Below are 26204 nucleotides of genomic sequence, written 5' to 3' on the forward strand. Positions count from 1 at the left end.
GTACTGAATAAAAATTAACTTACGGTATCGAAATATCAAAAACCATTGAAATTGAAATGGTTATGAAAGTTATGTGACACTTTTCTGCGTTTAGAGTCTTTGCTCAAATTTAAAAAGTATTATGAATATTTCGAGGTTTTAAAATGGATATTAAACGCAGGAAGCTCCTCACAGGTATGTTATCAGGTGCGGTATTTGCTCCTTTTGTCACTGTGTCACCCACAACAGCCGCAGGTATTCTCAATACTTCAAACCAAGACAATGATGTTTTCTCATTTGGCATCGCATCTGGCGATCCTTCTGATTCAGGTGTGATTATCTGGACACGTATCAATCCCGAATATATTCAGAACCCACAGACTGATGACTTACACCTTGTTTTCTGGCCTCTCAATCAAAAAGAAAACAGTAAGGCCATAAAGATAAATGCTGACGAAATTAAGCGCGAGAACGATTTTACAGTCAGAATCAATCTTGACGGAATGATGGATGAAAATCAGTTTTATCACTATCAGTTTGAATACGGACAACGAAGCTCAATAATTGGTCGATGCCGAACATTACCTGCATCGACGACCACTCTAGAGCAGCTCAAGCTGGCTGTGCTGACCTGTCAGGATTTCACGACCGGTTATTACAATGCATTCAGTCACCTCGCTGATGAAGCCGTAGACTTCGTCGTCCACATGGGCGATTTTATTTACGAATACAGCCAATACGAAGGATTTGAGGACAGCACACTGCCGGGGAGAAAACTGACATTCCCGAGTGGTCAGAAACTTGCCACTACCCTCGAAGACTTTCGTCACGCCTATAAAACCTATCGAAGCGATAAACAACTTCAGAAAGCAATGGCACAGCATACTTGGATCCTAAGTACTGACGACCACGATTGCGCGGATAACTGCTACTGGAACTATGAGGAAGATACACTTGGTCTGCCAAGTCATGATTCACGGCATCAGCTCGATGCTCAGGCATTAATGGACATCAAACTGAGCTCGCAGAAAGCATGGTTTGAATATGTGCCAACCCGTGTCGACATTAATGAAGACGCAAGCCATCCCCATGACTATTTGACAATTTACAGAAATTTTAAGTTTGGTCAGCTCGCTGAGATTTTCATGACTGACAGCCGTACCTATCGCTCTGAACCTTCATGTGACTCTAAAGATCTCAATGACGGAAGTCAGTGTATGGATATACCTGATCCCAAGCGCACCATGTTAGGTGACAGACAGAGAAACTGGTTAATAGATGGTATTAATACATCCGACAGCCACTGGAAAATCTGGGGTAATCAAACACTGGTTGCCAAATTTGGTCTGACAGGAATTCTAAGAGAATATCAAATCAATAAAGATGCATGGGACGGGTTTCCAGAAGAACGAAAAACCATCGCACGAGCAATAAAGGATAACGGTACAAATAATTTTGTAACTCTGACGGGAGACCTTCATACCAGCATCGTTACCTACTCGAAAATAGAGTACACCAACGATGGTATTTTTTATCCCAATGGCGACCTGGATAACCTGGTCGTGCAGAATTTATGACGCCGTCTGTCAGTTCACCGCACCTGATGGATAACATAAGAAAGAAAATGAAACTCAGTAACTACAAAAATATGACTGACGAGTTTCTTGAGAGCATGATTTGGGCAGCGAACCCGCATATTCAACATTTTCGCAGCAGTATTTACGGTTATGCAGTCATGACGCTTAAACACGATATCGTTGAATGGGATGTCTATCATATAGACAAATATCAGCCTCCTTTCCTCGGCCTCGCGCCGAAGAGACAGGTCGTAAAAGCAACATATGATCCGGTCAGTTACACCATCGAGGTCAATGATAAACTCTAAACCGAGTAAAAAAGGCGTCCCTTCAAGACGCCTCCCCCAGTGAGCCATTCACTTTGTGATAGCCCACTTAAATCAATCACAAGCATAACAATATATACCTGAGCTAATAATCTGAAGTAGACTGGAGCGCGTAATAGAACGTTAATGACAAACTCTATAAGCGCGGGACAGCCAATGGCGTTAACAATTTTTTATGATGGTAGTTGCCCTTTATGCGTTGCTGAAATGAACCAGTTAAGGCAACTCAACAGCAACAATGCAATCGTTTTTGAGGATATTCTGGCGGATGATTTTGATAGCCGCTATCCGGATATAGACTCTGTAAAAGCCAAGCAAATACTTCATGCCCGTCTTGATACTGGCGAAATCCTGTTGGGTTTAGACGCGACGGTAAAAGCATGGGCAATGGTCAACAAAAAAGCATGGCTCAGAGTGCTGAGATGGCCGGTAATTCGCATTGTCGCTGATGCCTGCTACCTGTTTTTTGCTCGACACAGATACAGGATCTCTTGGCTGTTGACGGGTAAATCACGCTGCCAGCCCTGTGAAAGTGGTCAATGCGAGATTAAATCCAAGTAGCAGAACGATATCCAGACACCCGGTCGAAACAATACTCGCCTTGCATTGAATGCAACAAGGGTCTTTTAATACAATTATCCACCGATCAGTTGTGCCCATAGTCTGTTCAGTTAACGACACGCCAGCGGTTATTCTACGTCTGCTGGCGTGTTATCTTTAGCAATAAGAAAAAAATCGACACACTTATATCTGTGAGGCCCAAAAAAGCGAGTAAAACAGGAAAATGATATCTCTCAAGGACGTAAAACACACTCAAGGACAGACACATATCTTCATTGATACCTGGGATATAACCCCTGATCAACACTGGCTGGTGTTTTCAGCAGCGGGTAACCAAGGCACATTGTTGGCGCAAATGCTGTCGGGAAAACTAAACCCTGAAGTTGGAAATGTGGACGGACTTCCCTCCTCTGTCGGCTTTGTATCTCTGTCTGCTCAGCAGGGACTGCTGGAAGATGAGCTGGCAAATGATGACACCGACTTCATTGACCAGATTGACCATGGCTCAACGGTTGAAGAGCTGCTCATTGAATACTGTGATGATCGTGGTTTACTGGAACTGATCCTAAACGATCTTGATCTTGTTCACCTCAGATCCGCTGGATTCCGTCAGCTATCAACGGGAGAGTCACGACGCGTTATGCTTGCCAGAGCAATCATTAGCCAGCCGGACATTCTTATACTGGACGAACCATACTCTGGTCTTGATGTCTCTCACCGTCACGCCTTGACTGATTACCTTCAGACGTTATCAACGTCTATCCAGATTATCGTTTTGTCTTCGCGGTTGGATGATATCCCCGATTTTCTTACTCACGCGGCACTATTCAGTACCCAGTCACCAACATTAATGACCCGTGAGCAATGGAACCAACACCCTCTCGTTGCTCAATTACTGGCGCAATCGGGCACAGGCAGTGATGAGATGGCTGAATTAGTCCGAAATAACCGTCACCAGACCTGCTTGCCAGACCCTTTAGTCACCATCAATAACGGTCGGGTTGCCTACACAGACAAGACTATTTTTCAAGGCGTAAACTGGCAAATACGACATGGAGAGCATTGGCAAATACGCGGACCAAATGGCTGCGGTAAAAGCACCCTGCTCGGGCTCATCTTTGGTGACCACCCCCAGTGTTACAGCAATGATATTGAGATATTTGGTTTCAAGCGCGGCAGTGGAGAGACGATTTGGGATATCAAGCGGCACATTGGCATGGTTTCTTCGGCTCTTCATCTTGAATACAGGGTAAACTGTTCAGCATTAGATACTATTATTTCCGGTTTGCACGATTCGATTGGCCTCTATCAGAAGCCGACGAAAACTGAAAGTGCTCAGGCCATGGAGTGGTTAAAACTATTCCATATGGAATCACTGGCGAAAACATCCTTCCGTCGCCTGGAGTACGGACAACAACGATTATTACTGATCGCCCGCGCCCTTATTAAGCGCCCTGCTCTTTTGATTCTCGACGAACCCTATCAGGGGTTGGACTTTTTGGATAGGCTTCTGGTCGCCAATGCACTCGAGATGATTGCGAAAGAAAATCTCAGTCAACTGCTTCTCGTCTCTCACCACAAAGAAGATGTGATGGCGGGTATCCATCACTTTATAGATTTCGAACCTGAAACAGAGGGATACAGGATCCGTATCACTCAAAAAACAGACTAACATCGTCGAAAATTAAACCACTCAGAATATCAATGCGGTGAAGTCAGAACTTCGCCGCAAAATTTTTCTCTCTTTCCCCTGCAAAACGAGTAATCTACTTGCAATTTTGTTCATGCATATCAAGGAAACAGCCATGCAAGATAGCTTTATTGAAGATGGTATTCTCTATCGACAGCACACCTTTTCACTTCCTCTCGATTATGCCCGAACAAGCGAGAAACAAATCAAGGTATTTGCGAGAGAGCTAGTTGATGAAAGCCGACGTGATTGCGAATTACCATGGCTGGTGTATTTGCAGGGCGGCCCGGGTTACCCCTCACCTCGTCCCGGAAGTGCTTCAGGCTGGATGAAGCGTGCCTTGAGGGATCACCGAGTTTTGTTACTCGATCAAAGAGGTACTGGAAATAGTACGCCAGTCACCCATCAGACGTTGGCTCACATGACTGTAGAACAGCAGGTTGATTACCTGAGCCTGTTCAGAGCTGACAATATTGTTCGCGACGCTGAAGAGATTCGTCAACATATGGGGATCAAAAAATGGTCTCTGCTTGGACAGAGCTTTGGTGGTTTCTGCTCACTCACTTATCTGTCCTTTTATCCAGAAAGCCTCAAGCAGGTATACATCACAGGTGGTGTTCCCTCTCTGAGTCGTCACGCTGATGATGTTTATCGCGCGACTTACCAACGGGTAAAAGATAAAAATGCAGCCTTTTTTGCCCAGTTCCCGAAAGCACAAACTCTGTGTAGGAAAGTTGCAGACTACTTAGATAACAACGAAGTAATGTTACCCAATGGACAGAGGTTTACGACACAGCAGTTCCAGCTGATCGGTATAAATTTTGGTGGTAGCGGTGCATACCTGCCTATGTACTATTTGCTTGAAGAAGCCTTTGTTGACCTTAACGGACAAGAGACTCTCAGCTACACGTTCCTAAACGAAATGCTGGCCCAGCAGTCTTATCAGACCAACCCCATATACGCCATTTTGCATGAACCCATTTATAACCAGCAATTCGCATCTCAATGGTCCGCAAACCGGGTCAGAAATACTGAATATCCAGAGTTCAATTATCAAGCAGGCCAACCGTTTCTGTTTACAGGAGAAATGGTTTTCCCTTGGATGTTCGAACAACTGAATAACCTCAAACCACTCAAGCAGGCTGCAGAAAAATTAGCTGAAAAGTCAGACTGGTCAAATGTCTACAACCCTGAACAACTGTCGAAAAACAAGGTACCTGTGGCCTGTGCCGTTTACGCCGACGATATGTATGTAGAAATGGATTATTCTCGCGAAACGCTTCGTAACATTCCAAATAGTAAAGCGTGGATAACGAATGAGTATGAACACAACGGTCTCAGAGCAGACGGTGAGAGAATTCTGGACAAGTTAATATCAATGGCCGACAGCATTGAGGCATTGCCTACAAGTTAAAAAACATACATGCGCTTAAGTAAAGTGGGGACTCCCCCTTTATTACCCTGTGATGCTATTTTTGTGAAACAACAATGTAAGTACACTTTTCAAGACATTTGTCATTAAATTTAATACGCATTTCAACCCCTAAAAAACAATGCTGTGATTTTCCACCGAGCTTTTATCCCTCGATGTCGAAGCACAATTCATTTGATGAGAAAATAATAGCGTTTGAACTGCAATGTATCTGACTATGAACAAATATTTACCATTAGCATTTTTGATTTGTCTTTCTTTACCAGCCATTGTCACTGGCTTCGAAGATGAAGAGATCAAAGACACTTCATTGAGCCCAGAAGATGCATCATTTCTGCTCTCACGAAGAAGCAAAAACGAGGAAACAACCTGCCGTGACCTCTTTACCCAAAACATGCTGCAACGTCAGATAAAATTCAGTAATAAGGAAGTCGATGTCGACGACAGGCGAATGGCTGAAATTCAGATTGAAGAAGCGCGGAAAACACTTTCAGAAACTCACAGCTTCTGTCTGGCGAACAAAAAACTGGTTATGCTTCATGACCTGCCAAGAGATACTGAGAAAGGCCAAATCCACTTTGAGGGATACTGATCAAAAGCCACTGATCTTGTTAATAATATTTACCACACAAACCTTCACTGATTAGACTGCCGAATCAATTAGCAGACTTGACTAAAAAGAACACTTTCCTTTTCTTTCAATTTGCCGTAAAAATGCCAGAAAATTATGAAAACACATCGGTTGTGTTTCACTTCAAACGCTATTTTTCCTCTTGCTGGTTGCTCTCTAATTATTGGATTTAACGACAATGACAAACCGAAAAAGCGGCAATGTGCTTGCTGCTCTGGCATTTGTTCTTTGGGGATTTGTGCCCCTCTACTATCAATTCATCCCAAATGCAGCAATGGACGAGATGGCTGCGATCCGCGTTATCGTCTCAGTGCCGATTCTTCTCTTAGCATCTCTACTTATCACTCGCCGTCTGCCAGACATGCAACAAATCTGGCAAGATAAGAAATCGTTCCTGTATTCATCACTTGCCACAGTGATGATGACGATTTCCTGGGTCGCATTTATCTGGGCATTGACAAATAATAAGGTCCTTGAAGCAAGTATGGGCTTCTTCATCAACCCATTAATTGTCATTTCCTTGGGCGTATTGTTTCTCAAAGAGCAACTCAGTATGGGCCAGCGATTTGCGGTCAGCCTCGCTGCAATGGGGCTGAGTTATCAAATCTGGCAATATGGTGAGCTGCCCGTCAGTGCCCTTTTAATGGCGATATTTTTCGCCTTGTATGGCCTAAGTAAAAAGAAGGTTGCTTACAGCACACTCACAAGCCTCTTCGTTGAACACTTGGTGTTATTACCAATTGCTTTGGTTTACATGGTGTATAAAATAGCGACGGGTACAAGCGTAGCCATTGATTTTTCGTCAATGACGACAACGACTACCCTGATGCTCTACATCGGCGCTGCACCCATGACACTGATTCCCCTGTTTATATTTAATGCTGCAGTCAAACGAACATCATTATCAATGATAGGGTTTATGCAATATCTCGAGCCGAGCTTACAGTTTCTTTGTGCTGTACTTCTTTTCGGCGAAGTATTTGATGAAGTTAAGATCGTCAGTTTTGGACTCATCTGGCTTGGGCTGGCAATTACTGTCTTAGAGGGAATTTTAAAAATTAGAAAGCGTTATTCAGGTATCAGCCCAAATCACCTATGACATTCGCTACACATATAGACGAACACTACCGGTTTATTTAATTTCGTATATTGTTTTGAAATAAATAAGCCGGTTTTTTCCTTACTAAACGTTCTTGTATAGTCATACCCTAGTATCCACAATATCCACCTCAGGTGGGCTTCGTGTAATTTTGGCAAATCGGTATTTAAAGTCACCTAATGATAAACTCAGGATCTGCTTCGCCACCCACTCCGGGTCAAGATAATCCGTCATTTCCTTTTCAAGAGGCCAGAATGAAGTATTCATCCCAGAAGGTGCAGCAACAACAACCTTTCCAATTTCAGGATCCAGTGATAACGATTCGCCCAACATACCTAATGATGCTTTCGCCATGGTATAGATGGGCTCTCTCTTCTTGGCGGTATAATGAGCGCTTGAGGTAATAAAAAGTAAGTTAATGGGTCGACGTTGTCTCTTTTTTAATTCGCGAACTAAAACTGCAGGTACGAGCGAACTAATGTTAATCATGGTCAGAATATCTTTATCAGTATGTTCTTCGATAGTGCCTTCCAGCGCAAAGCCAGCGCAGTAAACCAGAGTTGAAATTTCTCCCACCTGCTCTATCAATGTGGCTACTTCCCGAAAAATCTGTTGGCTATCTTCAGTAATTGACAGTTCATAAAAATCCAGATCAGAAATATTCGGGTCTCTTCTGCCTGTAATAACAACATGATTACTTTGACTAGAATAATTTTTTGCTAGTGACAAGCCTAGTCCAGATGTACCACCAATAACCAGAATCTGCTCTTTCATTTATTTTCCCTCACAGATTTCATAAAAAAAATTTAACGATAAGTAATGTATTCTTAGTGGATACAGGTATATTTTTTGATATTATGAAAAAGACAGGGGTAATATTTACATCCATAATATTAAACCTAAAAAAATAATAACTTATAGTTAATCACCTTTTACAAATTAATGAAGCAAAATAAAGGCCACCCAACTATAAATATAAAACCACTTCACTACTAACATATCCTTACGTCAAATTTTATAACCAGCAAGCTAAACATATCTTACGTTTATAACAAAAGTTATTTTTATGAATTAATATCATTAAGTTTCACTTGTGATATTTTTGTCCCGTTCAGAGAATGTTGTTATCTAATTTATCAAAACATGATAAAGATTCTCAATCGATGTAGAATGTTATTCGATTTATTGCATAATAAACCCTGAGAGTGCAGCCGTTATTGGCGTTTTCACATTACAACATTTTAGAGATTTTGGTATGAAAAACTATTACAAAACGCGCTACGAAACAATTGATGGAGAGAGTGTTGAACTTGATGCCAAGACAATTATGGTGGAAATGCCTGGTATAGGCGAAATAACAATATGCCTCGAGCATAACAAAGACGGTATTGGATTGTTAAATCAAGGGGTTGTCGATGATGATGGTGAAGTATCAGAGTTTTGCACTTTAGTTGTTAGGCCAGGAGCGTGTAACGTAATTTCTGTGAATCTTGAGTCTCAGCTACGCCCTCAGAAATCTGGATAAATTGTTATCACTTTCGACTGGGGAAGCATGTAACAATGATTTGTACTAAAAATGAGGTTATCGATTGTTTAATCCAACCTCTAGATTGCAGGTCAGCGCTACTCCAGAAGAAAACTAACTCATTTTGGAATATAGGTTTGTAGGCGCATGAACCTTGCATTTTTCCATTGACGAGTAGAATAAGCCTTGCAAAAGTCATCTCAACTTTTCGTTGATAACGATGAAATCATACCGAATATATTAATGACAAAGGCAGCAGACCAATGCAAATTGCCGTTAAAATTAAACTGAAGAGTCTCATAAAATGTTATGTCTTATTCTTCAGTCTCATTATTTACCTACCTTCCGCATTCTCTGACAGCTTTGTGAGAGTCAATGCACTTGGCGGAAAGGTATCTCTGCTGGTACCGGAAAATTTCAGTCCAATGTCAGAAGATATCATTAAGGTGAAATATCCGTCCTCAAGACGGCCGTCTGAAGTACTCAGTGATAAGACTGGCAGTGTGACTCTGGCGTTTAATCACACAAACAACGCGATGAGTGTTTCTGATATCAAATCAGCACATTCTTACATATCTAAAATGTTTCGCAATACATATCCCAGTGCCATATGGTTTAGGGATGAAATCATTGAGCAGAACGGACACGTGTATATGGTAATGGAGTTGATAACGCCAGTACAGGATACCAATATACATAATATTATTTACGGAACATCGGTTGATAATCGGTATTTATTAACATCATTCAACACAACTGTTGAACAATCAGAAGAATGGCTACCGTTAGGAAAGAAAATGATGGCTTCGCTAACAGTAGTTAATAAGTGATAGACAACTTTAAAACATATATCATCAAGTTACATTCAATTCATAAATAAAATGAATGATGCTGGCTAGGGGGGAGGAATCTATAGAACGTCTCCCTGTAACTCGCATCAATATGACTTCTAGTCCACAAGACATGCTATTTTAGTAATCAAATACTCTCACCTTATATAACGACTAAAGTTACTGAAAAAACCACATCTAATCTGGTTGTATAAAGACATCGACCAATTCTTACACGCTAAAAGATAATTTCATATCAAATTATTAATGACCATCAATCAATATTTTTTAATTGAGAACGTTTTGCGAGAAATCTGAGAAGATTGCAGTTAATTAACGACTTACGATATAGAAAATTTCGGAGGAGTTAAGTTATGAACAAAAAATTATCAGCCAGCCTCATTGGTACCTCAGTTGGCATCATGTTCTCAGGAAGTGTCGCTGCAGCAACACTTGAAATCACCATTCAAAATCAATCTAAAGGACTTTACTTTACGCCTGTCCTCGCATCAGCACATGACAGTACAGTTTCATTTTTTAAGGCGGGTGAGAGTGCATCAGACGCGTTGAAAGCCTTGGCAGAGGGAGGAGATTTTTCCGGTCTTGCCAGTGCGGTTGGCAACGCAGGTGGCGTGAATGTGGAAAATGCCTCACAGGGTCCCATTGCACCGGGTGCGAGCGCATCGTTTTCCATTGATTCTGGCGACAATCCCTACTTATCCATTGCCTCAATGATTCTCCCCTCGAACGATGGCTTTATAGGTGTTAATCAGTGGAAAATTCCATCGAGGTCTGGAACATACAAGGTTTATCTAAATGGCTATGACGCTGGTACAGAGGCAAATGATGAATTAAAAAGCAGCATTCCCAATCCTCCATTTCTAGAAGGCAAACTTGGAGATAACGGAAGTGGCGTGGAAACAAATAATACCAACACCAATATACACATCCATCCCGGTAACCTTGGTGGCCAAAATAGCGACTTTGACGCAACCCAACACAGATGGCTTAACCCCCTTGCAAGCCTGACTGTCACCGTCAAGTAACTGGAGGGCATATGAAAAAGCATTATTTAGCAACATTGTCTCTGGTCGGTATCCTGACGGGGTGTCCAGATTCGAATCCCGAGCAAACATTTACCGTTACCGTTGAAAATCATACGTCTGCGCAGCCCCTGTCTCCACTTACAGTGGTTGCCTATAAAGATAACTTCTCTCTTTATGAAGTAGGAAAACCTGCATCTGTAGCGTTGGAAAGGGTGGCTGAAGGAGGAGATAACTCAGCACTTCTGGCAATAAAGCAAGGCGATGACCGGGTAACTTATACCGCTTCTGGTCGTGGGCCTGTTGCCCCTGGAGCATCTCAAACTGTTGAGATTAGTGTTAGACCCAATCATGCACCTTACGCATCAGTAGCGACCATGTTGGTTAACACGAATGACGCTTTTGCTGGCCATAACGCCTTACCACTCCGTTTTATGTCAACCGGACAAAGCTATTCGTATTACTTAAATACTTACGATGCAGGAACAGAGGAAAATACTGAAACCGCTGGTTCCATACCCGGGCCCGCGGGCGGCGGTGAGGGTTTTAATGCATCAAGGGAAAATGACAACGACGCAGTGAGTATTCATCCCGGTGTGATAAGTGCTGATGATGTACTCCCGACGTCAGCGTTACAGTCACAACACAGATTTCAAAACAAGAGCATCAGAATCACAGTAACACGTACCAAATAACAACGACGTAGTGATATGCCGTGTAGAGGCATTGCTCCCTTTTTGCCCAAAGGGAGCTTTTTTATTTGATCTCAGTACTGAGCATCGCATGGAATAGTCATGTAATTTACCTTCACTACTCCACCATCACTCTCATATCTACCTAATTTCTCATCATTAACAGGTGCAAAACCCTTTCTGACATCTTCATAATGCCATTCAAAGCTAACTCAATTAGCAACAAAAGTTGTAAAGATAAACAGCATGAAAACGTACATCACAGGGGTTCCCTTCATCAAAGCACTTGATGAGCTGGTCGTGAAAGCAATGAGTAAAATTGAAGAAGAGCCAAACCAGTTGATATATCAGGTTTCACTGTTCTGCTTGGATAAAGAGCAGCCATATCGACTGATACAGTTGGGACTGCCTGCCAGTTACCAAGAACTATCAAAACAATTAGTTGATATTGGCTTTGAAGGACTGACATTTGATGCAGATAATCAGACAGGTTTTATCAAGGCCGAATTCTATTTTGATTCTTGTTTAGAGTGGCACCTGTACGATCTCCAATCCGAAGGAATAACGTCTACATTCAAATGCCGTAAAGCTGCCAATTCATAACCTAATTTTCATCCTACATTCGCTTTTTGCATCAAGTTATAATGCATAAAGAGTCTCCATATCATAATTACACTTCTGTGTTTTTAACCGTTTGCTGGCTTAAACATGGCGTTTAACCTACCGAAATGTGGCAAAAAAATGGCTTTTGCTATTAATGGCTTGTTAAGACTTCTCCCAGACACATAATTAGGTATAGTGCTGACATAACGTGCAGATATGAAAATACGAGTATGAAAAGAATTGCCATTGTTGAAGACGAGCCTGCTATCCGTGAAAACTATGCTGATGTACTGAGAAAGCAAGGATATAGCGTGTCTACCTACCCAAATAGACCAGATGCTGAATTGGCATTCGTGACCCGGCTACCTGATCTTGCGATTATCGATATCGGGCTACAAGATGAGATAGATGGCGGTTTCCAGCTTTGTCAGTACCTAAGGGCAAAATCAGCAACAGTGCCTATTATTTTTCTGACTGCACGGGACAGCGACATTGATACAGTTGTGGGACTACGAATGGGTGCAGATGATTACCTGACTAAGGATGTCAGTTTGCCGCACCTGATGGCCCGCATTGCAGCTCTATTTCGTCGAAGTGACCTTTTACAAGAAGCGAGTACTGAATCGGAGAAACTGATTGAGCGGGGTAAGCTGACTCTCGATCTAAACCGCATGCAAGTGCAGTGGAACGGCCACACCATAGAACTTACAGTTACCGAGTTCTGGTTGGTTCACGCAATGGCTAAACGTCCGGGTCACGTGCGTAGTCGTCAGGATCTTATGCAAGAGGCACATGTGGTGGTTGACGACAGTACTATTACCTCGCATGTTAAACGTATCAGAAAGAAATTTCTGGCCGTTGACGTTGATTTTGATCGTATCAATACCGTCTACGGCATGGGCTACCGCTGGGACAGTGCTGAATGACGGAGTTCCACAAGCTCAGAACAACCGCCTGGCGATGGTTCGCCGGGATAAGAACCAAAGTGATCCTGCTATCAACTCTGCTCTTGTTACTCCCTGTTATTGGTTATAACTACGTCTGGGAGTTAGAAAAGGTACTTCGTCAGGGTCAGGAACAGACTCTGATGGGTAGTGCCCGATCACTGGCGATGTTGTTAAATCAACAGCCAGCACTGCTAAAAAAGCAGGCTGAGACCAAACCGCACCTCGAACAAGGAAAAGATCTTTACGCAATCAATCTTGATGAGCCTCTCGAATTCAATGGCCAACTCAAAGAGTGGACCCCCTACAAAAATGAAAGTTACCACTATGACGAACGTCATGTCAGGTTTTCCAAAGGGTTATATCGGCCCAGCGATATTCACATTGATGCGCTAACAGCAACGTTCGAACAGCGTATCTATTTATTATTCGATGTCACCGATAAGTCTCCTATTCTTCGCAGACCGAACGCCAGTGACGTTACTAGAAATGATCACTTGGTCATTGCTCTGACAACCCGGGACGGCGAGTTTTGCCAATATCATGTATCAGCCAGCAAGGACGGGCCTGCGCAGATCTACCTAATAAGTCCCAACGACTCTACAGATGACGTGCACTACTTCGCGTCAAATACCTTTCAGGCTAACTGGCAAGTCACGGAACATGGTCATTTTATTGAAGTATCAATGCCAGCTTGGCTGGTGGGTGAAAAGCTTGGTTTCGAGTTTTTCAATGTAAACGATAAATTCAACCGCGAAGTAGAAACAATTATTGGCTCTGCAAGTATAAACAGCGCAGATAAACTGGGCACGTTTCTGATCCCGTCACAGGACGTTGAAAAAGTGATTGACCAGATGGGTGGAAACGGCACCCGTTTCTGGGTTGTAGACAGGCATGGTCGTGCCATTGCCAAGACAGGTGATATTAAGAAAGGCAACGGAGTGTGGGAGACCAGTATCAAATATCAAGAGCCTCCGGCTGGCTTGTCAGGTTGGTTGAGCTTTGATTGGTTAAGGCCTTTGTACTATTACATCCTTGAACGGCCACCTGAAGATTTCGTTGATTCAATGCAGCATGCAGCCATTTATCGTGGGGTAGAGGTTCAACAGGCCCTATTGGGTCGCCCCTATGCGAACTGGCGAACATCAGATGATCAGAAGGCAATGATACTTTCGGCAGCTTACCCCGTTAAACTCAACGACACAGTTGTGGCTGCCGTTGTTGCAGAAGAAACGACCAATGGTGTTCGCACGCTAAGAAATAAAGCGCTGGAACAGTTATTTACTGTCTTGCTGGCGGTAATCATCACAGGCGTGGTGGTGATGCTCTTATTTGGATCTCATATATCAAAACGAGTCAGGAGACTCCGTGATGAGGCCGATGCAGCTATTGATACTCAAGGTCGGGTACTCTCCCCTATTTCACCCACGCACAGCAGAGATGAAATTGGCGATCTTTCCAGAACGATCACAGGCATGCTCAATCGCTTATCGGCATACCACAGTTACCTTGAAAAAATGCCATCGAGCCTGTCTCATGAAATGAGAACGCCCGTAGCGGTTGTCCGCTCCTCACTCGAAAATCTGGCGATAGTTAGTCAGGATCCCGACCAGCACAGATATATAGAGCGCGCACAGGAGGGAGTTGCAAGACTTGCTCTGATCCTGTCAAACATGACGGAAGCAACACGTCTCGAGCAGAGCTTTGCCCATGCTGATAAGGCTAATTTCCCAATCAACGAGGTCATTAACGGCTGTGTGCAAGGTTATCAAATGGCATACGCGCCTCACCCCATTCAACTTGACCTCCCCAGTCAGTCATTTCAGGTCAACGGTGTTCCCGAATACATTGCGCAACTGCTGGATAAATTGGTCGCAAATGCCATTGAATTTAGTCTTCCCGACAAAGCGGTAAATGTCTCACTCCGTCAATATGGACAATCAGTACTACTTAGCGTCAGCAATAAAGGACCTTTACTGGCACCTAATATGGGCGAACAACTTGTTAATTCGATGGTATCTGTCCGCTCAGAGAGTCAGAAATCAGACAAACCGCATTTAGGGCTCGGCCTTTACATCGCCAGACTCATTGCTGAATTTCATCAGGGCGGGCTGACCATAAATAATCTACCAGACCAGAGCGGCGTGGTAGTGACAGTGTCACTACCAGTGTTATCATCACGTGTCGGCTTTAATTTGGACAAAGCACAGTAGCTGCAGATTAAGAGCAATCCTAAAAAAATGGTAAATCAGTAGCGAAAGCATGATTGATATTTTGCACTTCGCTGAAACAGCGTCTGAGTCAGTCTCCTTATATGGGGGGAGATTTTTTTTCGTTACCGATATAAGCGTATGTCCTGATGAGATTAAGCGGTTAAATTTTTTGTACATCCAGCAAGAAATTTACTGTCCCGAGAGGCGATAGAAAAAAGTGAATGAATGTGTGGTGTACTATTTGTTATCACTTTGATGCTGTTTATTTTCATACCAGAGAAAAGAGTGAATTTTGAGTTATATATTTGACAACAATACATTAAGAACGATGCATGAAGAACATCTGGTTACGGAACACAGCGTCGTGAAGGGTTATTTTTTAGCATAAGAAAATAGAGAAATCATAGAGCCTTTAGGTGGTTAACCCCGCATAAAAATGGGCATCATGATCTCGGGTCTATTCTTTTAGGCGTACTTGTATATCAAAGGTCTTTTTCCTGTTCAGATTTCAATAATATTTGTACCATACGTGAACCGCACGAAATAAGAATCGAAAAAACATGAACCATAATCTAGCGTTATTACCCTCAGAACAAAAACAGCTGGTTGAGATTGATAAGCAGGCAGCCTATGCAGTATGGCAAGTGAAAAATGGGGTTGCAGATAACACTATTTTCAGTCAGGAACTGAAAGCGCTACGGGGAATAAGCCAGCAGGAGCACTATCAAAACTGTGTGGCGAGATACCAACAAAAAATGGGCATGTAATGCCCATTTAACTCAAACACTGAGACGACTCGGCTTAAAAGGATGTCTTCATTTCTTTATCAGCAAAGCGACGTAATGACTGTTTTCATCGCACAAAACAAATCTGCAACTAAAGTTCAATGAATCAGCAATGCGACGTAATGTAGACATACCAATATCCAGCTTCGGATATTCCTCACTGACTTTACCATCGAATTCGCACGTCATCATTTTCGTTCTGTAGCCCTCTTTCTTCAGATTCATCGAACTGAGAATGACCCGTCCGCCAGGGTAAAGCGTTTCCTTGGCGAGCTCCAGAAAATGAATGAAATTATGGATATAACCCAACTGCCCAATGTATCCACGCACTGCCAACCATGTGTATGTATTAGGCAATGCCGCTTGTTGCTCGAATAAGCCGCCAGAAAGTACAGATGTAAGGCCACGTTGCTTCATAATCGCACATGCAACTTCAGACGTGTCGAGAGAAAAAACGTCGATACCTTTTTCATATAGATATAGCGAGAGCTCGCCGCTGCCAGCCCCTAAATTCAAAACATTTCTCCGGCAATAAGACAGCGCAATTCTATCTATTTTCACTTCATCGGGACGTCTAAAAAAGTCTGCAGTTGGAACTACTGACGCTCCCTCGGACTCCCTAAAAATAATATTGCCGGACTTATCGCCGTTATAGTAGCTCGCAAGTGCTGAACCATAAACGTCGTCTACATTCTGCATAAACTGCCTCCAAAACTTTATACAGAGATTACCGACAGCAAGACATCAGATCTGTCTCATTTAAAAAACAACCAACTCGAAATGCAGCAACAAGGTGATGACTCACGTTTGCTATTGCAACAAGAATAAATTTGACGAGTGACGAACAGAAGATCGTTTATGGAATATTGAACAAACCCTCTGCCTCCACTCAGTTCGTAAATTACCCTGGATAAGGCAGATGGCCGACTTTTATCCACAATAAGGTATCTTCCTGGCAAAATGGGTTGTACTCGAACATATGTGGGTTTCTCATCCAGGTTCCCGCAGGGTAAACACCGAACTCGTCTCTATATTCTCCACTCAGCACAAACACCTCTTCACCGCAAAAATGGGAAATTGAGAAAAAATGTTTACCCGCCGGCCATTTAATGAGCGCGACCTGCTCCCCATTAAATTCGTGCAGTGACAACATTTCTAATTCTCCCTGTGCCTTGGTCCAATCAGCTGACGACATAGAAACGAAACTCTGTTTCTGATCGGTTGCTGAGAATTGGTTTTGTTTTACGAGCATTATGCAGCCTGGGTGACTGGATATTGTGAATGGAACGCCAGGGGGGAAACGCAAGTAATCGCCATATACAGCTCTTTGGGATTTGGATTCGGACATAAAATCGCATTCGCCGTTAAGAATAAGGATTTCTGAACCGAAGTGTGCCTCGAACTCTGTTGATATATCAGGTGAAAGACGAAGTATTTTTGAGTTGTGACCTTTTGCGGTATTTTCGAATGCGAGTGGCTTACTATATACACCGGACTCTTTATCTGCTTCCCATGGCATTTTCTGCGTATCTACCACCACTCTCCGTTCATACAGCATGTTGTGCATGTGCTTCCCCCTAAGCCTGACAGTAAAGCTACTTGTGATCTCTATTATGTTTTTTTGTAGCGGTAGTCTAGCGAAAGTGCCTGTACAACACATGACTTACTTATTGGACAAAGAGGATATGCCACTGGAAAGGGTTCGAATGCAGTGCTTTATTCTTACATGTTTATAATTCGCAATAAAAAAACGGGCATGATGCCCGTTTTCTCATATTAGCTAAACGCTGGTTGTTACGCTTCTGCGTGACGACGCTCGCCACGGAAAGAACGACGCTCACCACCGCGATCGCGATTGAAACGACGCTCACCGCCACGGTTATCACGACGACCGCCGCGCTCACCGTTATTGTTACGACGACGAGGTGGTTCCATGTTCACATGGCCTTCTACCAGCTGAGCATCAGTCGGCTTCTGACGGATACGCAGTTTACGCAACTGACCCAGAACCTCTTTCGGCATTTTCTTAGGCAGCTGAACATAAGTGTGCTCTGTCGCCAGTTTGATTGAACCGATAAACTGCTTCTCAAGACCCAGTTCATTCGCAATCGCACCAACGATGTCTTTAACCTGAACACCTTGCTCGCGGCCAACCTGCAGTTGGTACGTATCCCAGTCAGCAGCGTTGTACTTCTGACGGTTACCGCCATCGTTCTTACGCTCTTCACGGCGACGCTCACGACGCTGGTTGTCACGTTCGATAGCAGCGATGAGTGGGTCTGGGCCAGTGTAGAACAGAGGACGTTTGCCTTGCTGGCGTTGTAGCAACATTGCAGCCAGTGTTGGCGCGTCTACATCGATTTGCTCTTGCAGTTTTTCGATCAGACCAACGAAGGCATCAAGGCTTTCAGCTTCTTTTTGTTGCTCAAGGTCAGCAGCCAGTCCAGAAAGACGTGCTTCAGCCACTTTGTCACGTAGCGGAAGTTGAATTTCTTCCATTCGAGTTTGCGTCACACGCTCAATGGTGCGAAGCATACGAATTTGGTTTGTACGAACCAGCAGGATCGCTTTACCGTTACGTCCAGCACGACCAGTACGGCCGATACGGTGGATGTATGACTCAACATCGAAAGGGATGTCGTAGTTGAATACGTGGGTAATACGTGGCACGTCAAGACCGCGTGCAACAACGTCAGTAGCAACAAGGATATCGATAACACCACGCTTGATGTGCTCTACAGTGCGCTCACGCAGTGACTGTGGAATGTCACCGTGAAGTGCCGCTGCCTTGAAGCCACGAGCTGACAACCAGTCAGCCAGACGTTCGGTATCCTGACGGGTACGAACGAAAACGATAGATGCATCAGTCTCTTCAGTTTCAAGAAGACGAGTCATTGCCTCATCCTTCTCTACACCTTTAACAACCCAGTATTGCTGCTCTACTTTCTCAACAGTACGGTTGCTGCCTGCCACATCAATACGAGCAGGTTCGCGCAGGAAGCGGTCAACAATTTGTTTAACCATAGGAGGCATAGTTGCAGAGAACAAAACGCGCTGAGCAGTTTCAGGAGCCTGCTCCATGATCCAGGTTACATCGTCAACGAAACCCATTTTGAGCATTTCGTCTGCTTCGTCCAGAACGAAAGTATGTACTTCGTCTAGTTGAAGGCGTTCGCGGTTGATGAGGTCTTTAACACGACCCGGAGTACCAACAACGATGTGTGCACCGGAGCGAAGAGCTCGCATTTGGTCAACAATTGACGCACCACCGTAAATCTCAAGTACCTTCAGACCAGAAATGTTCTGACCAAGAGACTTCACCTCAGCCGCAACCTGGATAGCCAGCTCGCGAGTTGCGCCATAACGATCGCCTGAGGTTTACGTTGGTTTAAATCAAGTTTGTTAAGCAGAGGCAGAGAGAATGCAGCGGTTTTACCTGTACCTGTTTGCGCTTTACCCAGAGCATCGGTACCAGTCAGAAGAGCTGGTATGGAAGCAGCCTGGATCGGAGTTGGAGCAACAAAGCCCATTTTATCAAGCGCAGAAAGGATATTTTCAGCCAGGTCAAGCTGGCGGAATTCAGTAACAGATTCTTGCATTGGGATCCCAATTTATGAACTACGAAAAACGGGGCCTCTTAAGCGGTGTACAGCGATCGGTTACTGGTACAGTTCCTTCACCTTAACATCGGTGAGATACTCAGGTAACGAGGTGGAACGCGCTACGGGCCTCGACAAATAAGGCGCACATTCTGCGCCTTTCGAGGCCAAAAAGCCAGAAAAAAATTGAGAAGCTTCACATTTTTTAATGCGTTCGCTGGATTTTTGAGTGCTTGAGTACACTACGCAGGCAATTTGGTGAAATCAACATCAATAAAGTGCATATCTATTTTGATAAAACAGGATTTTCTTTTGAGGGGGTGTGTTTTAAACCTGATCAGAATAAACACTGAAAATCGCTGTATTTACAATCCTGACACCTGCCCCAAAGAGCCAAAAACGTTCATAATCAGAAAATGTGTGTTAACGGTAAATATTCATATTTCGTCTTAATATCTCGTGACACGAAACCATGAATAATGTCTGTCATGGACATAGTTTCGGCTTCTTTCATAAATATGACTATTTTTCATGGTAAACAACTATAAAGTAGCCCGATAAGCCCGGTCGTTATTTAACTTCTAAACTGGCAAATTACCCTAATTTGGGTATAGTGTGTTCGACTTTTTCCTGAGACCAGACAAAATGTTTCAAGACAATCCATTACTTGCACAATTAAAACAACAGATCAAAGAAACCATTCCCAAAAAAGAAGGTACGATAAAAGCGACCGAAAAGGGATTTGGCTTCCTTGAAGCGGATGATAAGACTAGCTACTTTATCCCACCTCCTTACATGAAAAAAGTGATGCATGGTGACAGAGTTGTCGCCCTGATCAGGACTGAAAAAGAAAAAGAGGTTGCTGAACCCGATGAACTGGTTGAGCAGTCTGTTGAGCGTTTCATCGGTCGTGTAAAGATGTTCCGTGACAAACTCAATGTCATTCCAGATAGCCCTCAACTCAAAGACGCCATTCGTGCTAAAACTCGTAAAGGCATGAGCCACGATCAGTTGGCTGATGGTGACTGGGTTGTCGCCAAGCTGATACGCCATCCCCTGAAAGGCGATAACAATTTCTTCTGCGAAATCAGCGAAAAAATTACAGATTCTGGTGACAAAATTGCACCATGGTGGGTAACACTTGCCAAACACGATCTGCCAAACAAAGAGCCAGCACCGCAAGACGAGTGGAACATACTCGATGAAGGTTTGGATCGTGAAGACCTGACCAACCTTCCTTTCATTACAATAGACAGTGCCTCAACAAAAGACATGGATGATGCACTACACACAGTAAAGAATGACGACGGCACGTTTACTCTGACTATCGCGATTGCAGATCCAACAGCTTATATTGCGCCTGAAACCAAAATGGACGACGAAGCCCGTGAGCGCGGCTTTACCATATATCTGCCGGGTCGCAATATTCCAATGCTACCTCGAGAGCTAAGTGATAACCTTTGTTCGCTGATCAATGACGAAGTAAGACCTGCACTTTGCTGTACCGTTACCGTCGCTGCTGATGGCACGATTGCTGACGACGCGCGCTTCTTCTCTGCAACAATCAAGTCACAGGGCCGTCTTGCTTACGATGACATCTCTGACCTGATTGAAAATGGCAAGTGCGAACATTGGCAGCCTAACGATGTTATCCGCGCACAAATTGATGCTCTTCATGAAGTTGCTAAAGCTCGGATCAGCTGGCGCGAAACACATGCCGTTACCTTTATCGACCGTCCCGATTATCGCTTTGAGCTCAGCGAAGATAATGACGTTGTCGCGATTCACTTAGATTCTCGTCGTATCGCCAACCGAATGGTTGAAGAAACCATGATCACTGCAAACATTTGTGCTGGTCGAGTTCTGCGTAAGCACTTCGGCTATGGTGTATTCAATACTCACGCCGGCTTCAACGCAGAAAAAATGGAAGATGTGGTTGCACTGGTCAATGAGCATGGTGCAGATACAACTGCTGAATCGTTGGCAAGCCTTGAAGGCTTCAGTTCACTGCGTCGTTGGTTGAACAGCCTTGATACGACTTATCTGGATAACCGCATTCGTAAGTTTCAGGCTTACAGTCTGATTCAGAATACTCCTGCTGAGCACTATGCGATGGGTCTGGATGTGTACGCAACCTGGACCTCACCTATCCGTAAGTATGGTGACATGATCAACCATCGCTTGTTGAAAGCCATCATAAAAGGTGAAGAACCTTCTCAGAAGCCTGACGAGAGCGTCGGCGATGAGCTGGCAGCACACAGAAAACATCACAGAATGGCAGAACGCGATGTTGCCGATTGGCTGTATGTCCGTCTGCTGAAAGACAGTGTTGAGCAGAAAACTGAATATGCTGCCGAGATCTTTGATATCAACAGAGCTGGTATGAGAGTGCGTTTACTTGAAAACGGCGCAATGACCTTCATCCCGGGTTCGCTTATTGTTGATAACAAAGAACGCATTGAGTGTAACGGTGAACAAGGCACTGTTTCAGTCGACGGTAACAAAGGGTTTCAACTTGGCGACCAAATACAGGTCGTACTGACGTCAGTAAAAGAGCCAACACGTTCGATTGTTGGTAAGCCAACACGTGAGTTCGCTGTTGTTGCAGAAAAAATTGAAGATAGCAGTAAAGAGAAAAAAGACTAGTTGTTAACTCTTTCTACTTTTGAAAGCCAGGCATTCAATGTCTGGCTTTTTTTTTCAAGTCATCAGGCAATAAAAAAGCTGACACTAAACGTCAGCTCTGTCGGTCAACAAGATTCGTCTGACCTTGTAATGAAGGATTAATTGACCCAAAAAAAAGCTCTAAGAAACTTAGAGCGACTGGTTTAGGCGAGAAGGTACCTGACGATACACATCTGCCTGTTGTTATTATTTTTTTGTCGCTTCCATGGACGCTGGACAGTGACTTAATTATAGAAGCATACTGATCTGCCCATGTCTGCCGCTCTTGCGATGAAAGCCCCTGTTTTTCTCAATTAATCTCTAAATTAAGACGCCGTTTACTCATCTTTGATACTTCTCTGAACATAGTACGAAGCAATTATTCCTATCACTTTGGTTATACATCGTTCAGTTTATTCACTTTTATGATAGCCAGATCGTCTTGTACTATATCCAAATTGAATTTGTGGTTATGTGTACTCATATTGAATGAGGCTTGAAGAATCAAGGACGGCAAGGTCAGAGGAATATTGTCTAGTATCTGTAAGGCGTTTTTGTCGCGAGAAGGCATTACAGATATGAGTGCGAGCATAAGGCTACTAAAACGATTTTCACCGATACAACGCCATAAATAAAATCAAAACAACCCGGGATGAAGCCGCCGGACAAGAGCGGAGATATATGGAAACTTTATTAACAAAAAAGAAGCAAGGTGCCGTAGTTACAGACGATGGTTGTTACTTTTCAATCCATGCACCGCAAATTAATCAGATACAGTTAGCCATATTCAATAACGACGAGCCGAGGTTCTTCGATATGAAGCATACCGATGGTGGTGCAATACATCAGTGCTTTATTCCAAATGTAACAGAGGATACGCAATACAGTTTTTGTCGCAAAATAAAGGGAAGCACGCAATGGTTGCTCGACCCTTGCGCAAAAAAGGTTACTCGCCACCCCTTGTGTAAAAAGATGCTTGCGGCAGTGACAGTGAAGGATCAGTTTGACTGGCAAGATGTTGAGAGACCATCGATACAACGCGATGAGACGCTAATCTATGAGCTTCATGCCAAAGGCTTCTCTCACCTCAACCGCGATTTACCTGAGCACCTTCGCGGAAAGTTTCTCGGTTTATGCCACCCCGTTATGATCTCCCATTTCAAGCGAACAGGCGTGACAACTCTTCAACTTATGCCTATTGCGGCGTCGATTGACGAGGCGCATCTCAAATCAAAAAAACTGACGAATTTTTGGGGGTACAATCCCGTCGCATGGAATGCGCCTGATAACCGCTTTGCAATTAATGACCCTGTTGATGAATTGAAAACAACGGTCAGAGAACTGCACCGTGAAGGTATTGAAGTCATTCTTGATGTGGTTTACAACCATACGGCAGAGAGCGGCGAGCCGGGCCCTGTATTTCACTACAAAGCGTTAGATCCCTTGTTCTACTTACACGGCTACGATGGACAGTTCCAGAACTTTACAGGGTGTGGTAACACAATCGACCTCTCTCATCCTCCTGCTCTCAAAGCCGTCATGGACTCACTGAGATATTGGGTTGAAGAATTTAAGATTGATGGTTTTCGTTTTGATCTGGCTGCGACGCTTGGCCGTCGCGGTGAATGTTTTGATAATGCGGGTGGTTTTTTCCAAACGATTTATCAAGATCCCGTACTCAGCGGCATTAAGCTTGTTGCAGAACCATGGGATATAGGCCCAGATGGCTATCAGTTGGGACATTTCCCAATGGGGTGGCTGGAATGTAACGATAAGTACAGAGATACACTGCGTTCTTACTGGCACTTCAATGGCCAGGGGCTCGGCGAATTCGCCACACGGATCATGGGTTCGCGTGATATCTTCAGTGCATCAGTTTGGCCACAAAAATCTTCCGTCAACTACATCACCTATCACGATGGATTTACTTTACAAGATTTGGTGTCTTATCAACAAAAGCACAATGCCGACAATGGCGAGCAGAACCGTGATGGGCATGGTGATAACAGAAGTTGTAATCACGGCGTTGAAGGCAGAACAGATAACCAATCTGTTGTTGCGCTCAGAGAGCGTCAAAAGCGCAACCTGATCGCGTCGTTACTTTTTAGCTTTGGTGTTCCGCACCTTTTGGCTGTTGACAGTTTGTCACACAGTCAGGGAGGAAATAATAATGCTTATTGCCAAGATAACAACGTATCGTGGCCCGAGTGGGAACTGGACAATAACGCCAAATATTTCCAAACCTGGATGGAAGCGGTTATCTCACTTCGTAAACAGTACATGATGCCTTTTATCCGGGCATTTTCTGGAGCAGGACGTCATACCAACCGCGTAGAGTGGCTAAAACAGGCAGGTCAGCCTATGGAATGGCAAGACTGGGAAAGTGAACGGACTATCGCCTTACATATTGGAATAGGTCAAGACGGCAACTCGCTGATGATTTTGGCCAATCCAACCGCAGACGCTGCATCGTTTTCCCTTCTCGAAAACCAATGGGAGCTTTTGTTGGATACCCGTCAGAGTTCAATAAACAAGGTGGCTCCGAAAGTCGTCGATAACAGATTTGAACTCATTCCTCACTCAATGGCTATATTATTCCAACGTGGAAAGGCTGAACACTCGCTTTAGTCATCATGTCATTTCGTAAAAACATCAAAAAAACCCGGGGCTTGTTCCCGGGGTACCAACAACACACGCGTGGCAAATTTATCTTCTACGTTGCGCCTCAAGACGCTCTATTTCGGCTTCGACACGGGCCCTCGACAGACCTACATCTTCTAGGAAAGCGTCATCATCAATTCTCCGCTTTAACTCCAAAATCAGAAGCTGGTTTTCGTTCTTAACCCATAAATGAGATAACTTGAGATACAGCTTCTTGACCAATTTCTTGGTTGTAAGTGCCGTATAAATAGCAATATTATTCGTGACCTGCTGCATCTCAACCTCCGATAAAAACTCAAACATGAATAAAAATCGTGCAATTCATGAATCATCATGCTTTTATAAAACTGTTAAGAAAAGCGCATATTTCTTATTAAACTCATAAGTAATGCTTAACTATTAATGGATAAGATTGATGAAAAATCTTGATATTGACCAGTTACGCTCCTTGGTCGCTATCGCCGATTGTGGCAACTTCAGTGGCGCAGCAGACCGGGTTCACCGAACGCAATCTGCCGTCAGTCAACAAATGAAAAAGCTAGAATTAACGACGGGCACGTCACTTTTTGAAAAGCAAGGCCGAAACCACACGCTCACAAGTCATGGTGTGCATCTTGTCAGTTACGCTCGCCAAATTCTGGGCTTAAATGATCAGGCTATGGCCTACTTCACCAGCCCGGATATGAATGGAAAAGTTAGACTTGGTGTATGTGATGATTATGTCAGGCTTGTGTTTAATCAAATACTCCGCGGTTTCTCAGATAAACACCCAAACATCCAATTGTCCGTCACCAGTGCCGCGAGTTCTCGTCTGCATCGAATGGTATCAGCCGGTAAGCTTGATATTGCACTAATCAATATCCTTCAGGAAGAGACATTACCTGTCGAGCCTCTCTTTCAGGAGAATCTCGTATGGGTTAAATCGAAAACGCTAGAATGGCCGGTGAACAAACCCATGCCACTTGCGATTGAATCTCAGTGTCGCTGGGGAAAAATGGCAATCTCACTTTTGCAGGCCAGAGGCATCTCTTTTCAGCTAACCATTACCGCTGCCGATTTTCATGGTTTAACGGCTGCCATTAGCTCCGGGTTGGCTGTTGGACTCATTTCAAGTTGCACCATGACGGATGAAATGGAAATTATCGATTTGTGCACTGGCACGCGAGAGCAGATAGTACAAACAGGTATTATTCGGCGTCCTGGCATTATTAGTCCCCCTATCAATGCACTGGCTGAACATATTCTGCAGTGGAATGAATCCCTGAAAAGACTCGGGACGCCGATTTGTGAGTAATTGATGAATAACACTTTGAATCACGTTTGCAACAATCATCCTCACTATCAACGTTG

At 43.8% G+C, this 26204-nt stretch carries 22 protein-coding genes and 1 pseudogene; 18 read left to right on the top strand and 5 right to left on the bottom strand.

Annotation, left to right across the window (positions count from 1 at the left end; all coding sequences use genetic code 11):
* Positions 1-143: 143 nt before the first annotated feature.
* The 7 genes from A8L45_RS13655 (at position 144) to rarD (ending at position 7295) form a co-directional block, all read left to right on the top strand.
* Positions 144-1556, top strand: coding sequence for an alkaline phosphatase D family protein (locus tag A8L45_RS13655; RefSeq protein WP_083228341.1), 1413 nt, complete (start codon positions 144-146; stop codon positions 1554-1556).
* Between the two features lie 26 nt (positions 1557-1582).
* Positions 1583-1864, top strand: coding sequence for a hypothetical protein (locus tag A8L45_RS13660; RefSeq protein WP_175401988.1), 282 nt, complete (start codon positions 1583-1585; stop codon positions 1862-1864).
* Positions 1865-2038: 174 nt separating this feature from the next.
* Positions 2039-2443 (top strand): thiol-disulfide oxidoreductase DCC family protein, encoded by a 405-nt coding sequence (locus A8L45_RS13665; RefSeq protein WP_068903280.1) that lies wholly within the window; start codon positions 2039-2041, stop codon positions 2441-2443.
* A gap of 223 nt (positions 2444-2666) precedes the next feature.
* Positions 2667-4115, top strand: a complete 1449-nt coding sequence (locus tag A8L45_RS13670) for an ATP-binding cassette domain-containing protein (protein ID WP_139122382.1) — start codon at positions 2667-2669, stop codon at positions 4113-4115.
* A 133-nt stretch (positions 4116-4248) separates the two neighbouring features.
* Positions 4249-5547: an alpha/beta fold hydrolase gene (locus A8L45_RS13675; RefSeq protein WP_068903202.1), complete on the top strand. Its 1299-nt coding sequence runs from the start codon at positions 4249-4251 to the stop codon at positions 5545-5547.
* Between the two features lie 235 nt (positions 5548-5782).
* Positions 5783-6157 carry a hypothetical protein gene (locus A8L45_RS13680; protein ID WP_139122383.1) on the top strand — a complete coding sequence of 125 codons (375 nt, stop codon included), beginning with the start codon at positions 5783-5785 and terminating at the stop codon, positions 6155-6157.
* 217 nt (positions 6158-6374) lie between these two features.
* Complete coding sequence (rarD, locus tag A8L45_RS13685; protein ID WP_068903206.1) at positions 6375-7295, top strand: EamA family transporter RarD; 921 nt, start codon at positions 6375-6377, stop codon at positions 7293-7295.
* Between the two features lie 102 nt (positions 7296-7397).
* Here the strand turns inward: rarD and A8L45_RS13690 are convergent, their stop codons facing one another.
* Complete coding sequence (locus A8L45_RS13690) at positions 7398-8069, bottom strand: SDR family NAD(P)-dependent oxidoreductase (protein WP_068903207.1); 672 nt, start codon at positions 8067-8069, stop codon at positions 7398-7400.
* A gap of 481 nt (positions 8070-8550) precedes the next feature.
* On the opposite strand from A8L45_RS13690, the gene A8L45_RS13695 reads away from it, so the two are divergent.
* The 8 genes from A8L45_RS13695 to A8L45_RS13730 all read left to right on the top strand — a co-directional run bounded on the left by A8L45_RS13695 (position 8551) and on the right by A8L45_RS13730 (position 15912).
* Positions 8551-8820 carry a hypothetical protein gene (locus A8L45_RS13695; protein WP_068903209.1) on the top strand — a complete coding sequence of 90 codons (270 nt, stop codon included), beginning with the start codon at positions 8551-8553 and terminating at the stop codon, positions 8818-8820.
* Between the two features lie 365 nt (positions 8821-9185).
* On the top strand, positions 9186-9650 hold the full coding sequence (locus tag A8L45_RS13700; RefSeq protein ID WP_217492160.1) for a hypothetical protein: 465 nt from the start codon (positions 9186-9188) through the stop codon (positions 9648-9650).
* 374 nt (positions 9651-10024) lie between these two features.
* Positions 10025-10696 (top strand): spondin domain-containing protein, encoded by a 672-nt coding sequence (locus A8L45_RS13705; protein ID WP_068903211.1) that lies wholly within the window; start codon positions 10025-10027, stop codon positions 10694-10696.
* Between the two features lie 11 nt (positions 10697-10707).
* Positions 10708-11388 (top strand): spondin domain-containing protein, encoded by a 681-nt coding sequence (locus A8L45_RS13710; RefSeq protein WP_068903213.1) that lies wholly within the window; start codon positions 10708-10710, stop codon positions 11386-11388.
* A gap of 243 nt (positions 11389-11631) precedes the next feature.
* Positions 11632-11988, top strand: a complete 357-nt coding sequence (locus tag A8L45_RS13715) for a hypothetical protein (RefSeq protein WP_068903215.1) — start codon at positions 11632-11634, stop codon at positions 11986-11988.
* Positions 11989-12218: 230 nt separating this feature from the next.
* Positions 12219-12914: a proteobacterial dedicated sortase system response regulator gene (gene pdsR, locus A8L45_RS13720; RefSeq protein ID WP_068903217.1), complete on the top strand. Its 696-nt coding sequence runs from the start codon at positions 12219-12221 to the stop codon at positions 12912-12914.
* Positions 12911-15145 (top strand): proteobacterial dedicated sortase system histidine kinase, encoded by a 2235-nt coding sequence (gene pdsS, locus A8L45_RS13725; protein WP_068903218.1) that lies wholly within the window; start codon positions 12911-12913, stop codon positions 15143-15145. Before pdsR ends, pdsS begins: the two co-directional genes overlap by 4 nt.
* Positions 15146-15705: 560 nt before the next feature.
* The gene (locus A8L45_RS13730; RefSeq protein ID WP_068903220.1) at positions 15706-15912 is read left to right on the top strand and encodes a DUF3283 family protein; all 207 of its coding nucleotides are present in this window, start codon (positions 15706-15708) and stop codon (positions 15910-15912) included.
* A 48-nt stretch (positions 15913-15960) separates the two neighbouring features.
* Here the strand turns inward: A8L45_RS13730 and A8L45_RS13735 are convergent, their stop codons facing one another.
* From A8L45_RS13735 to A8L45_RS13745, 3 genes and pseudogenes are all read right to left on the bottom strand, one after another.
* The gene (locus A8L45_RS13735; protein WP_068903222.1) at positions 15961-16629 is read right to left on the bottom strand and encodes a class I SAM-dependent methyltransferase; all 669 of its coding nucleotides are present in this window, start codon (positions 16627-16629) and stop codon (positions 15961-15963) included.
* Positions 16630-16831: 202 nt separating this feature from the next.
* Complete coding sequence (locus tag A8L45_RS13740) at positions 16832-17497, bottom strand: cupin domain-containing protein (protein ID WP_068903224.1); 666 nt, start codon at positions 17495-17497, stop codon at positions 16832-16834.
* 227 nt (positions 17498-17724) lie between these two features.
* Positions 17725-19529 (bottom strand): annotated as a pseudogene (locus tag A8L45_RS13745) (DEAD/DEAH box helicase).
* A 645-nt stretch (positions 19530-20174) separates the two neighbouring features.
* Here A8L45_RS13745 and A8L45_RS13750 point away from each other — a divergent pair.
* Positions 20175-22175: an exoribonuclease II gene (locus A8L45_RS13750; protein WP_068903226.1), complete on the top strand. Its 2001-nt coding sequence runs from the start codon at positions 20175-20177 to the stop codon at positions 22173-22175.
* Between the two features lie 699 nt (positions 22176-22874).
* Positions 22875-24821, top strand: coding sequence for a glycogen debranching protein GlgX (gene glgX / locus A8L45_RS13760; protein ID WP_068903230.1), 1947 nt, complete (start codon positions 22875-22877; stop codon positions 24819-24821).
* A gap of 78 nt (positions 24822-24899) precedes the next feature.
* Here the strand turns inward: glgX and A8L45_RS13765 are convergent, their stop codons facing one another.
* Positions 24900-25130, bottom strand: coding sequence for a hypothetical protein (locus A8L45_RS13765; RefSeq protein ID WP_068903233.1), 231 nt, complete (start codon positions 25128-25130; stop codon positions 24900-24902).
* Between the two features lie 139 nt (positions 25131-25269).
* Between A8L45_RS13765 and A8L45_RS13770 the strand changes: the two genes are divergently transcribed.
* Entirely contained in the window at positions 25270-26148 is an 879-nt protein-coding gene (locus tag A8L45_RS13770) for a LysR family transcriptional regulator (protein WP_068903235.1), read from the top strand.
* The last annotated feature ends 56 nt before the right edge of the window (positions 26149-26204 follow it).

This window comes from Veronia pacifica (assembly GCF_001707825.1).
Taxonomy (GTDB): domain Bacteria; phylum Pseudomonadota; class Gammaproteobacteria; order Enterobacterales; family Vibrionaceae; genus Veronia; species Veronia pacifica.